The sequence below is a fragment of the Streptomyces sp. 1222.5 genome (assembly GCF_900105245.1).
GTDB lineage: Bacteria > Actinomycetota > Actinomycetes > Streptomycetales > Streptomycetaceae > Streptomyces > Streptomyces albidocamelliae.
In genome coordinates this window covers 4,627,503-4,642,733 of record NZ_FNSZ01000001.1, presented here as the reverse complement: position 1 = coordinate 4,642,733, position 15,231 = coordinate 4,627,503, and the positions used below count along the sequence as shown (strand labels likewise).

Annotated in this window: 13 protein-coding genes, 1 tRNA gene, 1 other RNA gene and 1 pseudogene; 9 read left to right on the top strand and 7 right to left on the bottom strand. The window is 74.0% G+C overall.

Features of this window, described 5'->3' with window-relative positions; all coding sequences use genetic code 11:
- Positions 1 to 100: 100 nt before the first annotated feature.
- Positions 101 to 2,362: a DNA polymerase III subunit gamma and tau gene (locus tag BLW57_RS20845; RefSeq protein WP_093476462.1), complete on the bottom strand. Its 2,262-nt coding sequence runs from the start codon at positions 2,360 to 2,362 to the stop codon at positions 101 to 103.
- Positions 2,363 to 2,429: 67 nt separating this feature from the next.
- Positions 2,430 to 2,526: signal recognition particle sRNA small type (gene ffs / locus BLW57_RS20840), an RNA gene on the bottom strand.
- Between the two features lie 97 nt (positions 2,527 to 2,623).
- Here ffs and BLW57_RS20835 point away from each other — a divergent pair.
- A tRNA-Ser gene (locus BLW57_RS20835) sits at positions 2,624 to 2,711 on the top strand.
- 5 nt (positions 2,712 to 2,716) lie between these two features.
- Here the strand turns inward: BLW57_RS20835 and BLW57_RS42410 are convergent.
- Positions 2,717 to 3,183: pseudogene (locus BLW57_RS42410) on the bottom strand (site-specific integrase); the annotation flags it as partial.
- Between the two features lie 232 nt (positions 3,184 to 3,415).
- On the opposite strand from BLW57_RS42410, the gene BLW57_RS20825 reads away from it, so the two are divergent.
- Complete coding sequence (locus BLW57_RS20825) at positions 3,416 to 3,634, top strand: hypothetical protein (protein ID WP_093476460.1); 219 nt, start codon at positions 3,416 to 3,418, stop codon at positions 3,632 to 3,634.
- Positions 3,635 to 4,205: 571 nt separating this feature from the next.
- Here the strand turns inward: BLW57_RS20825 and BLW57_RS20815 are convergent.
- The 3 genes from BLW57_RS20815 to BLW57_RS20805 all read right to left on the bottom strand — a co-directional run bounded on the left by BLW57_RS20815 (position 4,206) and on the right by BLW57_RS20805 (position 9,009).
- Complete coding sequence (locus BLW57_RS20815) at positions 4,206 to 6,086, bottom strand: copper resistance CopC/CopD family protein (RefSeq protein ID WP_256339547.1); 1,881 nt, start codon at positions 6,084 to 6,086, stop codon at positions 4,206 to 4,208.
- A 165-nt stretch (positions 6,087 to 6,251) separates the two neighbouring features.
- Entirely contained in the window at positions 6,252 to 6,839 is a 588-nt protein-coding gene (locus tag BLW57_RS20810) for a GNAT family N-acetyltransferase (protein WP_093476459.1), read from the bottom strand.
- Positions 6,832 to 9,009: a penicillin acylase family protein gene (locus BLW57_RS20805; protein WP_093476457.1), complete on the bottom strand. Its 2,178-nt coding sequence runs from the start codon at positions 9,007 to 9,009 to the stop codon at positions 6,832 to 6,834. The genes BLW57_RS20810 and BLW57_RS20805 overlap by 8 nt, the downstream gene beginning before the upstream one ends.
- A 77-nt stretch (positions 9,010 to 9,086) precedes the next feature.
- Here BLW57_RS20805 and BLW57_RS20800 point away from each other — a divergent pair, with 77 nt between their 5' ends.
- The 5 genes from BLW57_RS20800 (at position 9,087) to BLW57_RS42405 (ending at position 12,276) form a co-directional block, all read left to right on the top strand.
- Entirely contained in the window at positions 9,087 to 9,809 is a 723-nt protein-coding gene (locus tag BLW57_RS20800; protein WP_093476456.1) for a siderophore-interacting protein, read from the top strand.
- Between the two features lie 507 nt (positions 9,810 to 10,316).
- The gene (locus BLW57_RS20795) at positions 10,317 to 10,910 is read left to right on the top strand and encodes an HhH-GPD-type base excision DNA repair protein (RefSeq protein ID WP_093476454.1); all 594 of its coding nucleotides are present in this window, start codon (positions 10,317 to 10,319) and stop codon (positions 10,908 to 10,910) included.
- Positions 10,911 to 10,976: 66 nt separating this feature from the next.
- Positions 10,977 to 11,645, top strand: a complete 669-nt coding sequence (locus BLW57_RS20790) for an HdeD family acid-resistance protein (RefSeq protein WP_093476453.1) — start codon at positions 10,977 to 10,979, stop codon at positions 11,643 to 11,645.
- A 130-nt stretch (positions 11,646 to 11,775) separates the two neighbouring features.
- The gene (locus BLW57_RS20785; RefSeq protein ID WP_256339546.1) at positions 11,776 to 12,096 is read left to right on the top strand and encodes a hypothetical protein; all 321 of its coding nucleotides are present in this window, start codon (positions 11,776 to 11,778) and stop codon (positions 12,094 to 12,096) included.
- 54 nt (positions 12,097 to 12,150) lie between these two features.
- Positions 12,151 to 12,276, top strand: coding sequence for a hypothetical protein (locus BLW57_RS42405; protein ID WP_256339545.1), 126 nt, complete (start codon positions 12,151 to 12,153; stop codon positions 12,274 to 12,276).
- 21 nt (positions 12,277 to 12,297) lie between these two features.
- On the opposite strand, the gene BLW57_RS20780 is transcribed toward BLW57_RS42405, so the two are convergent.
- Positions 12,298 to 13,869 carry a helicase HerA-like domain-containing protein gene (locus tag BLW57_RS20780; protein WP_093476451.1) on the bottom strand — a complete coding sequence of 524 codons (1,572 nt, stop codon included), beginning with the start codon at positions 13,867 to 13,869 and terminating at the stop codon, positions 12,298 to 12,300.
- Positions 13,870 to 13,983: 114 nt separating this feature from the next.
- Here BLW57_RS20780 and BLW57_RS20775 point away from each other — a divergent pair, with 114 nt between their 5' ends.
- Positions 13,984 to 14,280 (top strand): type II toxin-antitoxin system VapB family antitoxin, encoded by a 297-nt coding sequence (locus BLW57_RS20775; protein ID WP_004943146.1) that lies wholly within the window; start codon positions 13,984 to 13,986, stop codon positions 14,278 to 14,280.
- Positions 14,281 to 14,378: 98 nt separating this feature from the next.
- Positions 14,379 to 15,014: a LytR C-terminal domain-containing protein gene (locus BLW57_RS20770; protein WP_256339544.1), complete on the top strand. Its 636-nt coding sequence runs from the start codon at positions 14,379 to 14,381 to the stop codon at positions 15,012 to 15,014.
- The last annotated feature ends 217 nt before the right edge of the window (positions 15,015 to 15,231 follow it).

Below are 15,231 nucleotides of genomic sequence, written 5' to 3'. Positions count from 1 at the left end.
GGGGGCCGGTCGATCTGTGCGTTCCTACCAAGGGGTGCGGTGCGGGTGCGCCGGCCGCTGTGCCCGGACGCCGCGCGGACCCCTCGCCGGTTCCCGCCGGCTACTCGTTGGAGAACTCCTCCATCACCGTCGCCCCCAGCTCCCGCACGATCAGTTCGTGACCCGAGAGGGCCGACTCGTCCAGGTCCGGGTCGTCGTCCTCGGGGATGTCGTCCTCGAGGGACACCGGGGGCGGTTCGGGCGCGGCCGCGGGGCGGGACGCCGGTCTGGACGCCGCCGCGGTGCCGGACGAGCCGGACTGCGGGGCCGCCGACGGCTGCGGGGCCGACGGCTGGGGAGCCGCGGGACGGGGGGCGGCCGGGGCGCCGTAGCCACCGCCTTGGGTGGGGGCGCCGCCGTAGCCGCCGCCTCCGCCGAAGCCCGACGGACCGCCGGGCGCCGGGGCTGACCCGCCGCCGGACGGGTCGACGACCGCCTCGATCTTCCACTGCACGCCGAACTGCTCGCTCAGCGCCTGGCGCAGCACGTCCTCGCTGCCGCTGCTCGCGAAGTTGTCGCGGGCGCCGGCGTTGACGAAGCCGACCTGGAGGGTGGTGCCGTCGAAGCCGGTGACCTGGGCGTTCTGGCTGAGCAGGATCCAGGTGAAGCGGCGGCGGTTCTTGACGGCCTCCAGGATGTTCGGCCAGAGGGCCCGGGGATCGACACCGCCGGACGGGGCCGCCGGGGCGGCGGGCGCCGGGGCCGCCGACGCCGACGGTGCGGGGGGCGGCTGGTGCTGCGGCTGGGCGGGCGCCTCGGGTCGGGCGGGGGCCTGGTCCTGCCGGTTGCCGCCCGCCGCGGCCGCCGTGGGCCAGCCGCCGGGGCGCCGCCCGCCGCCGGCGGAGGCGGCGGTGGGCCAGGCGCCCGGTGCGGCGGCCGCCGCGGGGGCGGTGGACACGGCCGGCGCCGGGGCCTGGGCGGCGGGCGCGGGAGCCTCGGGGGACACGGACGCGGCAGGCGCCGGGACGGGGGCGGCAGGTGCGGGGGCCGGAGCCGCGGGGGCTGCCGGGGCAGGGGCCGCGGGGGCGTCCCCGGGGCCGGTGCCCCGGACCGCCGCGCGTGCGGCGGCGGGGCCGCCACCGGGCGGTACGGGCGCTCCGCCGCCGTGGGCCTCCGGACCGGGCACGTAGCCCATGGCGGGCGCGCCGGCGCCGCCGGAGAAGGCGACGCCGCGCTCCAGACGGTCGAGGCGGGCCATCATCGACCGCTCGTCGCCATAGGCGGCGGGGAGCAGGACGCGGGCGCAGATCAGTTCGAGCTGGAGGCGGGGCGAGGTGGCGCCGCGCATCTCGGTCAGGCCCTCGTTGACGAGGTCGGCGGCCCGGCTCAGTTCGGCGGCGCCGAAGGTCGAGGCCTGGGCCTGCATGCGCTCCAGGACGTCGGCGGGGGCGTCGATGAGGCCCTTCTCGACGGCGTCCGGCACGGCGGCGAGGATCACCAGGTCGCGCAGCCGCTCCAGCAGGTCGGCGACGAACCGGCGGGGGTCGTTGCCGCCCTCGATGACGCGGTCGACGATCTCGAAGGCCGCGGCGCCGTCCCCGGTGGCGTAGGCCTCGACGACGGAGTCGAGGAGGGAGCCGTCGGTGTAGCCGAGGAGAGAGGTGGCCATGGCATACGTCACACCCTCCTCGTCGGCGCCGGCGAGGAGCTGGTCCATGACGGACATGGAGTCACGCACGGATCCGGCGCCCGCGCGGACGACGAGCGGGAGCACTCCCTCCTCGACGGGGATGTCCTCCCGCCCGCACACCTCGCCCAGGTAGTCCCGCAGGGTTCCCGGCGGGACCAGCCGGAACGGGTAGTGATGGGTACGCGAGCGGATGGTCCCGATGACCTTCTCCGGCTCGGTGGTCGCGAAGATGAACTTGAGGTGCTCCGGCGGCTCCTCGACGACCTTCAGCAACGCGTTGAAGCCGGCCGACGTGACCATGTGGGCCTCGTCGATGATGTAGATCTTGTACCGGCTGGCGGCGGGCCCGAAGAAGGCTTTCTCGCGCAGCTCACGGGCGTCGTCCACACCACCGTGGGAAGCGGCGTCGATCTCGATGACGTCGATCGAGCCCGGGCCGTTCCTCGCCAGGTCCTGGCAGGACTGGCACTCTCCGCACGGCGTCGGGGTGGGCCCCTGCTCGCAGTTCAGACAGCGGGCCAGGATGCGCGCGCTGGTGGTCTTCCCGCACCCACGCGGCCCGCTGAACAGGTACGCGTGATTGACCCGGTTGTTCCGCAGCGCCTGCTGCAGCGGGTCGGTGACATGCTCCTGCCCGATGACCTCGGCAAAGGTCTCCGGGCGATAGCGGCGGTACAGCGCGAGAGACGACACGCATACGAGGTTAATGGCGTCCACCGACAACGGGTCCCGCCCGCGGGCCCGGGGACGCCCCCGGAAACACAAGGGCCCCCCACGCACCCGCCAGAGCCGACCTACCCTTGCTGCCTTCCGGCCCTGGGGGAGTTCAGTCAGATAGCGCCGCGTGAGGGGCTGCGCCCACAGTACCCGATTGCGGCCGACGGTCAGTACCCCGATGGCGGCCTGCGGGAACGGGTTCGCGAGCACCCTCCTCGGTCATGTAATGTTTCCGGCGGAGGATTCGCCTAGAGGCCTAGGGCGCACGCTTGGAAAGCGTGTTGGGGGCAACCCCTCACGAGTTCGAATCTCGTATCCTCCGCCAGTGCCTCACCGGGCACGATGTCGAAGGGCCCCGCTGTTCGCAGTGGGGCCCTTCGACGTTGTCCGTCCCAGTTTCCGGAGCATGACTCCCGTCACATGCATGTAGCGGGCGCGCATACGCGCCGCTCCCCCGGGCTCCCAGCCCATGATCGCGACGATCACGACGTCCGGGACACCGAGGATCAGGAGCACGGTCGCGGCGGTGTGGCGAGCGTCGTGGAGACGGCCGTCTCGTACGCCCGCGTCCTGAAGAAGCCGCTTGGTCGACTTGTGCGCGCGGCGGATCTGCGACCGCTTGGGGCCGCCCGCCTTCCTGCCACACGGGTCCGCACCGCGACCGTGTGCGTACTTGGCCCGCAGCCGGCTATTGCGGATACGGACATACCCTGCGGCCAGGTCGACGTCCTCCCAGCGCAGCCGGGCGCTTCCCCTTGGCGGAGACCGAGGGCCAGGGCGACGACACAGCGCGCGTTGAAGGGCGACCGGCAGTCACTGCCGAGCCGACTGGCCGCGAACACCTGGGGCGGTCGTTCAAGGCGTCCTACCGCTCCGTACCAGATCGGCAGGAAGATCCGACGGCCAAAGTCCCGTCATTCGCCTCACCAGGTCACGAAACTCCAGGTCAGCAGCCTGCAGCCGTTGTTGTCGTCCAGATCTGTGCCAACGGCCACAGCGAAAGGCATGCACGAAGGCTCATACTGAGCCATGACACCTGCTACGCCGAAGCGTCATCTGCCCACCAGCCCCTTCAAGGCCCCGGTCACACCGGCTCCCAAGCACTTTGCCCTGGGTGATCAGGTCACGCACGACATGTACGGCCTCGGCCGAGTGATCGGCATCGAGGACGGAATCGCGGCGCTCGTGGATTTCGGCTCGGCGCAGATGCGGATCTGCAGCCCGTACGCCAAGATGACGAAACTGTAGGACCGCTGTGCCCGGTCACGGCACACCAGGCCCCTCACGGGGCCTGCAACGAAAGAGAGTTCTCTCATCGATCCAACGTCGCTGTTTTCCGCTCTGGAAGGGCAACCCCCCAGCTCCGCGGCAGCATCGCCGCCCCCGGCAACCAACCCATTCCAGGCCGCTGACTTCGGGGAAGACGAGACCTGGCCGCTGGAGGACGCACCGGAGCCCGCCTTGGGCGTACGTGCGGCGCGGCGCACGGCCGCTTAGCTCCACGGATGACGGCGGCTCAGACAACTGGCGGCGGTCGGCTCCCACGCTGTGACGAAGAGCGCCGCCGTCTCAGTTTCCGTCGCGTTCAGCCCTGTTCACGCTCGTTCGGACCGCCCCAACTGACCTGGAAAGCGTGTTGGGGGCAACCCCTCACGCGTTCGAATCTCGTATCCTCCGTCAGCCCAGAGGGCCGGACCGCGAAAGCGGCCCGGCCATCTGGCGTTTCGTGCGCCGGGAGCCGTCCGGCGGCGCGGCATCGGGGAGAACAGGGCTGTGTGGCCGAGCGCACCCGTTTCCGTCGGCCGCCGGCGGGCGGTTCCTAGTCGGTCACCCGGACCGGGGCCGTCGCCGTGACCTGGTCGAGGTCCGAGATCCGTACGGTCACCTTCAGGGTCCAGGTGCCCGGCATGGGCAGGGCGAAGGAGTCGGCGGCCCAGTAGCCGCCGCGGTCGGTGACCTTCGTGTCCAGGGGGCCGACCCGCTGGGCGGGCAGCGTGAGGGAGACGCGGAGTTCGGGCACGGCGGCCAGGCCGCCGTCGGGGCCGTAGACCACCGCCTGGACGGAGTTCCGGCCGACCCGGCCCGGGTCGAGGGTGATCTGCACCTTGCCGGTCCCGCCGGCGGCGCCGGTGTCGAACGGGACCGTGGTGACCGAGGCGGTCGGGATGCCGGTCGTGACGGCACCGGTCCGCGCGGCCTCGGTGGCCGCGCGGCCGGGCAGGGTGCTGGTCAGGAGCGTCGTCAGGACCAGGACCACCACGCCCACGGCGGCCTCGGCCAGCACCGAGCGGCGCAGCAGGTGGAAGGCGGTGGCGGCGGGGGGCGGGGGAGCGGGCGGTCGCGAGGCCCCGGCCGTGGCCGGTTCGGGGGCGTCGGCCGGCACCCCCGCCTTCGTCGTCGCGGCCTCGGCCCCCCGGGCCGGCACCGTCGTCCTCGCCGTCGCCACCTCCGGCGTGCGGGCCGGCACCGCGGCCCGCCCGGAATCCGCGCGCACCGCCGGGGTCGCCCCGGTCAGGCGGTTCGTCCAGGTCCGGGAGCAGGCCGCCGCCAGGAGCAGGGCGGTCACGGCGGCCAGCTTGGCCAGCAGGGTGCGGCCGTACGTCGTGTCGGTGAGCGCCTGCCAGGAGCCGAGGCCGCGCCAGGACTGGTAGACGCCGGTCAGGACGAGGACCGTCACGGAGGCGAGGGCCATCCGGGAGAAACGGGTGAGGACCGGGGCGGCGGCGGACTCGATCCGACGCAGGGTGCGCAGGAGGGCGACCAGACCGCCGAGCCAGGCGGCCATGGCCAGCAGGTGCAGGGTGGCCGAGGTGATCGCCAGCGGGACCTGGAGGCCCGCCGAGGCGTGCTCGGCCGCCGACCAGGTGACGGCCAGGGCGGCGGAGAAGAGCGCGGTCGCCGCCAGGGTGAAGCGGCGGTGCAGCCTTCTGCGGCGGGCCCTGAGGAGCGCCACGACGGCTCCGCCCAGCAGCAGGAGGACCAGCCGGGCGAGGAGGAGGGCGCCGGGGCGGGTCGTCGCCGTGCGGGTGAGCGCGGAGACGGAGAGGGCGTCCGCCGGGGAGGTGCCCTGCTCGTACGGCGACCGCAGCAGGAGCAGGGCCGCGGTGGCGGCGAGGAGGGCCCAGGCGGCGGCGAGGGCCGGGGTGCGCAGCGGTGCCGCCGTGGGCGGGCGGCAGTACGCCACGAAGGCGGCGATGCCCAGCAGGAGGGCCACGGCGAGGTAGGCGAGGTAACGGGCCATGTCGTACAGGGCCGTCGTCGCGGGGTTCTCGGTGCGGTCCGGTACCGGGCTCGCCGTCGTCGCCGTGCGTTTGCCGACCGAGAAGGTGAGGGCGCCGGACACCGGGTGGCTGTCGGCCGAGACGACCCGCCAGGCGACCGTGTAGGTGCCGGTGGCCAACTTGGCGGGGAGGGTGACACGGGCCGTCTCGGAGCGGCCCGGGGCGTGGTCGGCGGTGCCGGTGCGCAGACGGTGGTTCTCGGGGTCGTAGACGCGGAAGGAGTCGGTGAGCAGGCCGACCGACTCGGTGAAGGTGAGGGTCACGTGCCGGGGTGCCGTCCTGAGGACGGTGCCGTCGCCGGGGTCGCTCTCGCGCAGGGCCGCGTGGGCCGAGGCGGGAGCCGCCGTACCGAGCAGCACCAGCAGCAGGCCCGCCCCCAGCAGCGTCAATCGCCGCAGCCACCGGATTCCGTCGTGCACCTCGCCCCTCCCGACCGCCCGCGTGCCGTCCGCCCGCCGCCCCGCGAGCGGCAACGGCCCGCGGGCCTCCCTGTAGGTACGCAAGGATCGGCCGGCGTGCTCACCGGATGCGCCGGGCGGTCACCCCGCGGTCCGCCACCGGTGCGTCGGGGCCTTCGGCCCTCGTCAGGCCGGGAAGGCCGCCTCCCTTTCCAGGAAGGCGAGTTGGGCGTGCTTCTCCGGCAGGTACACGTCGGGGAGGTCCACCTCGGGGAGGACGACCACCGGTCCGGGGGCGAAGCCCTGGCGTTCGAAGCGGGCGATCGCCTTGGTGTTGCGGACGTCGGGGTCGACCACGATCCGCCGCCGGTCCAGGGTCAGCAGGACGTACGACGCGATCGCGGTCAGCAGGGCCGCGGTCCAGCCTGGGTGCGCGCCGTCGGCGCCGGCGGGGGCGAGCAGGAGGTGCACGCCGAGGTCGCCGGGGCGTACGTCGTAGCACTCTCCCACCCGGTCGGCGGCCGGCTCGTAGGTCTGGAGCAGGGCGGCCGGTGCGCCGTCCTTGGTGACCAGGTGGGCGTGGTGGGTGTCGAGGCCGGCCATGTGGGCGTAGATCTCGGCGACCTGGGTCCTGGTGAGGCCGTTCATGCCCCAGAAGACGGCGCGTTCCTCGCTCACCCAGGCGTGGATCACGTCCGCGTCCGCCTGCGGGTCGAGGGGGCGGACGCCGACGGTTCCGTAGCCGTCGATGTGCTGTTCGTGGAGGTCAGTCATCGGTTTCCTCGGTGCGCTCCAGAAGGGTCCAGTCGGTGACGACGGGGGCGAGTTCGCCCCGGAGCCACAGGGGGAGTTGGTCGTGGTGGTGTGCGGCGCCGGGGACGCCGTCGGCGCCGAAGGGGACCACCCAGCGGCTCCTCGCGCGGTCGGACAGGTCCCAGACGTAGCGGGCGGCCGGGCCGCGGGCCGCGCGGTCGGTGAGGCCGGGGACGGCCGAGGCGCACAGCACGCAGTCGTGGTCGCCGCCCAGTCCGGGTTCGGCGTACGGCTCCCCCGGCCCGTACGGCCCCTCCGGCTCGCCCGGCTCGTACGGCAGTGCGCGCCAGGGGGCCAGGCGGTGGGTGTCGGACCAGGCGCCGGCGGGCGGCTCGGCGGCCACTTCCTCCAGCGCCGTGCGTACGACGGCGGGGCGGTCGACGCCGTACAACCTCTCCGCGCGCAGCAGGTGTTCGAGGGCGAAGCCGACGCGCGGGACGAGGGCCAGCCACGGGAGCAGGACCTCCGGGTAGGCCGGGGGCTCGGCGAGCGGGGCGAACACCGGGTCCGCGGCGAGGTGGCGTACGACCGCGCCGCGCACGGCCGCGAAGGCCGCCGCGTCGGTGCTGCCGGCGTCCATCCGGCGGTCCCAGGCGAGCAGGCGGTCGCGCAGGCGGGCCGCTCCCGGGGTGAGGCCGTCGAGGGCGGCGAGGTGGTCCAGGAGGGCGCCGGCGGAGCCGAGAAGGGTGTCGGTGTGGATCTCCGCCATGCCGTCGGCGGTCCACGTGCGGCGCGCGTCGAGGAGGGCGTGGATGCGGTCGGCGCGGTGCGGCGGGGCGAACTCCACGCCGAGGGGGGTGGCGGGTCCGCGCTGGTTGGCCATCACCGCGACACCGTCGGTCAGTCCGGCGTACGGCGTCTCGTGCGTGCCGTGCCATTCGTGACCGGGCCGCCAGGCGGGGACGGGGTGGACGCGGTTGGCCACCGCGCGGTCGGGGACGCGGCCGGCGACGCGGTGCAGGGTGCCCCCGGCGGTGTCGGCGGCCTGGACGACGTTGACGGGCTCGGCCCAGGCGTCCAGGGCGCGGTCGACGTCGGTGACCGTGCGGGCGCGCAGCAGGGGGAGCAGGGCGCCGAAGCCGAGGTCCCCGGTGACGCGGGGCGGGTAGCGGAGGGCGAGCGCCTGGGCCTGGGCCCCGTCGGGGACCGTCGTGCCGGCCGCGGTGCCGGTGCCGGTGCCGCCGTACGCGGCGACACCGGCGTCCAGGCCCTCCGGGCCGCCCGCGATCACCGGGCCCCGGTCCGTCTCGATCACCTCGATCTCGACCGGGGACTCGCCCGCGATCTCCACGGTCTCCGTGTGCCGCGCGGCCCGGTGCCAGGTCCCGTCCGGTCCGAGCGCCTCGACTCCGGCGCCGGTACGGCGCAGACGCTCGCGGTACAGGTCCTGGTAGTCGGCCATGGCGTTGGTGATGGCCCAGGCGACGGTGCCGGTGTGGCCGAAGTGGGCGATGCCGGGGACGCCGGGCACGGCGAGGCCGACGACGTCGAACTCGGGGCAGGCGAGGCGGATCTGCTGGTAGACGCCCGGGTCCTCGATGAAGCGGTGGGGGTCGCCGGCGATGAGGGCGTGGCCCGTGGCGGTGCGCTCGCCGGAGACCAGCCAGCCGTTGCTGCCCGCGATGCCGGGGCCGTCGGTGGCGAACAGGCCGACGGACCCGGGGCCGAGGTGGCGGATCGCCTGCTCGCGCCAGAGCTTGGCGGGGAAACCGGCGAACAGGATGTGCGTGGCGAGCCAGACACCGAGCGGGGTCCAGGGCCGCCAGTGGCCGGGGGTGAGGCCGGTGCGGGCGAACGCGGGGTCGCGGCGGGCGCCGGCGGCCAGGCCCGCGTTGACGCCGTCGGCGTACGCGCGGACCCAGTCGGCCGTCTCGGGGTCCCGGTGTTCCAGCACGGCGAAGCAGCGGCGGGCGGTGTCGTCGAGGCGGGCCCGGCGGGCGAGGACGTCCCAGGAGAGGGCGCCCGCGCCGAGGAAGGAGGCCGACGTGCCCTGGGCCCGGTGGCGTTCGACCTCCAGCTGCCAGGCCCGGTCACGGGCGGTCACCCGGCCCTGGGCGCGGGCGAGTTCACGGGCGCTGGACGCACGCAGATGGGGAATGCCCCAGGCGTCGCGGTAGGTCTCGGTGGTCACCCGGGAGCCCCTCCTTCGTTTTAGGTTAGCCTCGCCTAAGTATGGGTGGGGAATCGTACGCGAACCGTGGAGGGGTCATGGGGCAGGGGCGGGGCTGGGAGGGCGCGGTACTCAAACTGCTGCGTGCCAAGGACTTCGTGCTCACGGTCACGGAGGCGGAGGACGTCACCGCGGACTACCGGCGGCTGCGGCTGAGCGACGGCGGGCTGCTCGCCGCGACCGGGGTGCACCCGACGATGTGGGTACGGCTGTGGTTCTCCGCCGACGGCCGACCGCACCAGCGGGCCTACACCCTGGTCGACCCGGACCCGGCGGCCGGCACCTTCGCCCTGGAGTTCGCCCTGCACGAAGGCGTCGCCTCCGACTGGGCACGGGCGGCACGGCCCGGCGACACCATCGAGGCCACCGTGCAGGGCACCGGCTTCCAGCGGCCCGACCCCGCGCCCTCGCACCTCGTCGCGATCGGCGACCCGGCCTCTCTGCCCGCCGTCAACTCCCTGCTCGGCGTGCTGGGTTCCGCACCGGCGACGCTCTGGTTCGAGGGCGGCCTGGACGGTCTCCCCTCCCACGCCGACCCGGGCCGCCACGAGATACGCGAGGTCCCGCGCCGGGACGCGGGCGCCCACCTGGTCGAACGGGTCCGTGCCGAACTGCCCGCCGTACTCACGGCGACCCCCGACCCGTACGTCTGGATCGCCTGCGACACCACGACGACCCGCACGCTGGCGTCGTACGTCCGCAGAGAACTGGGCGTCCCGAAGCAGCGGCTGCACGCCCTGGGCTACTGGCGCGCGGACTGACCGGAGCGCCAGGCGCCGCGGGCGGCCACCGTCGCCCCCGGCGGGCCGACCCGATGCGGAACCCTGGCCCGCACGGAGCACACGGGCCGAGGACACGCTGTCCGGGCGGACGGACCGGATGACCGGAGAGAGGGGCAGCCCGAACCCAGGGGTCGGGGCACGCCCGCCGACGCGAGACCCGGCCCGGCGCCCGCGAAGGCGTGGACGCCCGGTCCTGGCAGGCGCACGGCGCGCGACCCGGGGCCCTGGGACACGCCGAACCGCGAACCGGGAACGCGGGCACGCACGCGGACCGAGCGGGTCCTGACCAACGGCCTTGGGCCACACCCGCCACGCGGGCCGGGAAGCGTGCCCCGAGCGCACGAGCCGAGCACGCCGATCGAGCGAGTCCGAACCCGGGCCCCCGGGGCCCACCGGACGCGGCGCTCCGGGCGTACCGGGCGAACGGCGTGGGCCCCGGGCAGGGCCGGGCGCGCGGGCCGGGCGGCGGCGGGGGATCATCGACCCATGGACGTCACCGTGCATCTCGCCCAGGATCCCGAGGCCGACGCGCTGCTCGGGCGGTCGCCGCTCGCCGCGCTGGTGGGGATGCTGCTCGACCAGCAGGTGCCCATGGAGTGGGCGTTCAAGGGGCCCCGGACCATCGCCGACCGGCTCGGCACCGCGGACCTGGACGCGCACGAGATCGCGGCGATGGACCCCGAGGCCTTCGCCGCGCTGCTCTCCGAGAAGCCCGCCGTCCACCGCTACCCCGGCTCGATGGCCAAGCGCGTCCAGCAGCTGTGCCAGTACCTGACCGAGCACTACGACGGCGACCCCGAGGCCGTGTGGCGGGGCTGCGCGAGCGGGGCGGAGCTGCTGAAGCGGCTGGAGGACCTGCCGGGGTTCGGCCGGCAGAAGGCGCAGATCTTCCTCGCGCTCCTCGGCAAGCAGCTCGGGGTCGCACCCAAGGGCTGGCGGGAGGCCGCGGGCGCGTACGGCGAGGCGAAGTCCTTCCGGTCCGTCGCCGACATCACCGGGCCGGAGTCGCTGGCCAAGGTGCGCGCGCACAAGCAGGAGATGAAGGCGGCGGCGAAGGCCGCCAAGGCCGCGGGCGGCTGAGGGGCCCGGTAAGCCGGGTGGCCCACCCGAGTGGCGGAACGCCGTCACGTGTTCGCAGCATGGACCATGACCGAGGCACCGAGCAGCGGCCCCGGATGGGGTCGCGAGTACGACGACCGGCACGTCCACGCGGGACACCCGCCCGGCGCCCGCCATGAGCCCGAGCCGGCGTTCGAAGGCCCCCTCCACGCCCTGTCGCAGGCCGCCTGGCAGCTCGTCCTGCTGACCGGCGTCGTCTCCCTGATCCTCGGGATCCTGGTGCTGATCTGGCCCGGCCCCTCCCTGCTCGCGGCCGGTGTCCTCTTCGGCATCTACCTGCTGATCAGCGGAGTCTTCCAGCTGGCGGCCGCCTTCGGCACACACAGGACGACCTCCCTGCGCGTGCTGGCCTTCATCAGCGGTGCCCTGTCGATCCTGCTCGGCCTGTTCTGCTTCCGCGGCCCCATGGAGTCGATCCTGCTGCTCGCCCTGTGGATCGGCATCGGCTGGCTCATCCGCGGCATCACCCAGATCCTCGCCGCCGCCCACGACTCCCGGATGCCGGCCCGCGGCTGGCAGATCTTCCTCGGGATCGTCACCTTCCTCGCGGGCGTCGTGCTCATCGTCTCGCCCTTCGAGTCCGTCACCGTGCTCACCGTCGTCGGCGGCATCTGGCTGATCGCGGTGGGCGTCGTCGAGATCGTCACGGCGTTCCGCATCCGCTCGGTCGCCCGGCAGGTGCCGCAGAACGTGTGACCGGCCGCCGCCCGGCCCGGTCCGGTGAACTCCCCGCCCGCGTCAACCGGGCGCCCCGCCGGTACGCCGAGCCAGCGAATCCGGCGCACGAGGTGCTGCGCTCCCCCTCCGTCCCGGGGAGACACCCGATGTGAGCAGGACCGCGAACATCCCCGAAGGCCGTGCCTGGCTGCGGGTGCTCGTGCTGCTCCTCGCCCTGTGGGTGCCCGGCGCCCATGTGCAGGCCCTCGCGGCCCCGTCGCTCACCGTGGCCGCCGAGACCGCCGAGCACGAGGTCCTCGACACGGCGCTGCGGCCGCCCGCCCGCGCCGTCCACCGGGCCGACGTGCCCGAACGTCCCGCGCCCCTGCCCGACCCGGCGCCCGCCCGGCCCGCCGCACCCGTGCGCCACTCGGCGCCGGGGACGCCGTACGCCCCGTCCCTGCTGCGCACGGTGGTCCTGCGCTGCTGACAGACCCGCGCCCCCGCACAGGTCAGTCGGCTCGACGCAAGGAGCAGCACCGTCATGCCCATGGATCCCTACGCCGTCCTGCGCGCCCTGCTGCGCGCCGAGGCCAGGCGCACCGCCACGGCCAAGCCGGACCACCGGCGGCCGGAGGCCCAGCGGCCACCCGAGCAGCGGGACCGCTGAACCGCGTCCGGCGGGGGCGGGCTACCGCCTCCGCCGGGCCGTGCCGAACAGGGAGCGGGTGATCTCGCGGCCGATCTGGGTGCCGACCGAACGGGCCAGGGACTTGAACATCCCGCTGCCCACCACCTGCTCGACCAGCGACGGCTCCTCCTTCGGGGCCTTCGGGGCCGTGGCGGGCGCTGACGCCGGGGCCTCGGCCGGCGCCGGCCGTGCGCGCAGCCGCTCGAACGCCGACTCGCGGTCCACAGCCTGTGCATAACGGCCGTAGAGCGAGGAGTCGCGGACCGCCCGGTCCAGTTCGGCCGGGTCCACCGGGCCCATCAGGGACTCCGGGGCCCGCAGCCGGGTGGCGGCGACCGGGGTGGGGGCCCCGTTCTCGCTGAGGACCGTCACCACGGCCTCACCGGTGCCCAGACCGGTGAGCAGCTCCTCCAGGTCGTACGCCGACCTGGGGAAGGTCTGCACGGTGGCCTTCAGCGCCTTCTGGTCGTCGGGGGTGAAGGCGCGCAGGGCGTGCTGGACGCGGTTGCCGAGCTGGCCGAGGACGTCGGCGGGCACGTCCTTCGGGGTCTGGGTGACGAAGAAGACGCCGACGCCCTTGGAACGGATCAGCCGCACGGTCTGCGTGATCGAGTCCAGGAACGCCCTGGAGGCGTCGTCGAACAGCAGATGCGCCTCGTCGAAGAAGAAGACCAGCCGGGGCCTGTCCGCGTCGCCGATCTCGGGCAGGTCGTGGAAGAGGTCGGCCAGCAGCCACATCAGGAACGTCGAGAACAGCTGCGGCCTGTCCTGCACGGCCGCGAGTTCGAGGACGGAGACGACGCCCCGGCCGTCCTCGGCCGTACGCAGGAAGCCGGCCGTGTCGAACTCCGGCTCACCGAAGAAGTCGGCCATGCCCTGCGCCTCGAACGCGGTCAGGGAACGCAGGATCACCCCGGCCGTCGCGTTCGACAGGCCGCCGATGTCCTTCAGCTCGGCCCGGCCCTCGTCGGAGGCGAGGAAGGCGACGACCGCCCGCAGGTCCTTGAGGTCGACCAGCTCCAGGCCCTTGGTGTCGGCGTAGTGGAAGATCAGGCCGAGGGACTGTTCCTGGGTCTGGTTGAGCCGCAGCACCTTGGACAGCAGCACCGGGCCGAAGCTGGTGACCGTGGCGCGCACCGGGATGCCGTGACCGAGGCCGCCGAGCGCGAAGAACTCCGCCGGGAAGCCGGCCGGGGTCCACTCCTGGCCGACCTCGCCGGACCGCTTCCGCACCCGGTCACCCTCCTGCCCCGGCCGCGCGATGCCGGACAGGTCCCCCTTGATGTCCGCGAGGAACACCGGCACGCCCTGCGCCGACAGCTGCTCCGCGATCAGCTGGAGGGTCTTGGTCTTGCCGGTGCCGGTGGCGCCCGCGACCAGACCGTGCCGGTTGAGCATGGGCAGTGGGATGCGGACCGGCGCGCCGGCGTGGCACCGCCCGTCCCACAGGAGGGCGCCCAGGTCGAGGGCGGGGCCGGTGAACGCGTAGCCGGAAGCGATCTTTTGCGCCTCCGCGGGGAGTGCGTCGGCCCCCTCAGGGGTGGCGGGCGGAGCGGTCTCGCTGTCACTCATCGCAGGCCCCTGTTCCCGGTAGTAGCCCGTTTGGCCGTTTTGCGGCACCTTTTCAAGCGTCGCACTCCGCCGCCATGGCTGCGCCCGGAACGTCTTGACCGGTAGGCTTTCCGTGTGATCTTCAAGCGCATCGGAAACGGCCGGCCGTACCCCGACCACGGCCGGGAAAGCACCCGGCAGTGGGCGGACGTCGCGCCGCGCCCGGTCCGCCTCGATCAGCTCGTGACCACCAAGCAGCAGCTCGACCTGGAGACACTGCTGGCGGAGGACTCGACGTTCTACGGCGATCTCTTCGCGCACGTCGTCAAGTGGCAGGGCGACCTGTACCTGGAGGACGGCCTGCACCGCGCGGTCCGTGCGGCCCTCCAGCAGCGCCAGGTGCTGCACGCGCGCGTGCTCGAACTCGACTGACCCGGCGCGACACGGCCGTTGGCCCTTTCGGGTTCCGCTGAGCGGCATCGACTGATCATCTAATAGGCATCGCCGCTCGGGCGCACTACGCTGCGCCCATGAGCATGCTGACGCCCCCCGGCATGGGCGGCAAGTACCGGATCACGGGGGACAAATACCCTCGGATGCGCCCTCCCCGGCGCCGGGCCAGGCTCGTGGCCGCCGTGGTGGCGTCCGTCGCGGTGCTCGGGCTGGTCGGCTGGGGCACCCTGCAGCTCATCGACGTCTTCTCCGGCGGCAAGAAGTCCACGGCGTCCGGTACGAAGACGGAGTGCCGTACCAAGGCCGCCGCGGCGGCCCGGGTGAAGGACGTGCCCGCACCGGGCGGGATCACCGTGAACGTCTACAACGCCACCGCCCGCAGCGGGCTCGCCAAGAAGACCGCGGACGAGCTGAAGAAGCGCGGCTTCAAGATCGGCGACGTGGGCAACGCGGCGAAGGAGTTCGACAAGAAGATCAAGGGCACGGGGATGCTCCTCGGTCCCGTCACCGCGCAGGACACCTCGCTGCCGGTGCTCGCCACGCAGCTCGCCGACGCCGAGCGCCGCACGGACGCCGGGCGCAAGGGGGCCGCCCTCGACCTGATCATCGGGGACGCGTTCAAGGAGCTGGCCAAGCCGGCGGCGGCCCAGCAGGCGCTGACGGCGCTGACGGCTCCCGCGGCTTCGGCGGATCGCCCGAAGAAGGCCTGCTGAGCCCTGCGGGGCTTGGCCGGGGAAACCGCGCGCCGTTCTTCGAGTGCCCGGTCAGTCGCGGCTGGTCGCGCAGCTCCCCGCGGGGCTTGGGCGGGGAAACCGCGCGCCGTGCCTCGGGTGCCGACCGGTCGTGGCTGGTCGCGCAGTTCCCCGCGCCCCTGACGGGGCGCCATGGGCGTCGTTCTTCCGCCGGCGGCCGGTCGTGGCCGGTCGCGCA

Excerpts from the sequence above, each read along its gene's own strand:
- BLW57_RS20825 (WP_093476460.1), top strand. The coding sequence starts at position 3,416 with ATGACACCTGCTACGCCGAAGCGTCATCTGCCCACCAGCCCCTTCAAG.
- BLW57_RS20795 (WP_093476454.1), top strand. The coding sequence starts at position 10,317 with ATGGACGTCACCGTGCATCTCGCCCAGGATCCCGAGGCCGACGCGCTG.
- BLW57_RS20770 (WP_256339544.1), top strand. The coding sequence starts at position 14,379 with ATGAGCATGCTGACGCCCCCCGGCATGGGCGGCAAGTACCGGATCACG.
- BLW57_RS20790 (WP_093476453.1), top strand. The coding sequence starts at position 10,977 with ATGACCGAGGCACCGAGCAGCGGCCCCGGATGGGGTCGCGAGTACGAC.
- BLW57_RS20810 (WP_093476459.1), bottom strand. The coding sequence starts at position 6,839 with ATGACTGACCTCCACGAACAGCACATCGACGGCTACGGAACCGTCGGC.
- BLW57_RS42405 (WP_256339545.1), top strand. The coding sequence starts at position 12,151 with ATGCCCATGGATCCCTACGCCGTCCTGCGCGCCCTGCTGCGCGCCGAG.
- BLW57_RS20800 (WP_093476456.1), top strand. The coding sequence starts at position 9,087 with ATGGGGCAGGGGCGGGGCTGGGAGGGCGCGGTACTCAAACTGCTGCGT.
- BLW57_RS20780 (WP_093476451.1), bottom strand. The coding sequence starts at position 13,869 with ATGAGTGACAGCGAGACCGCTCCGCCCGCCACCCCTGAGGGGGCCGAC.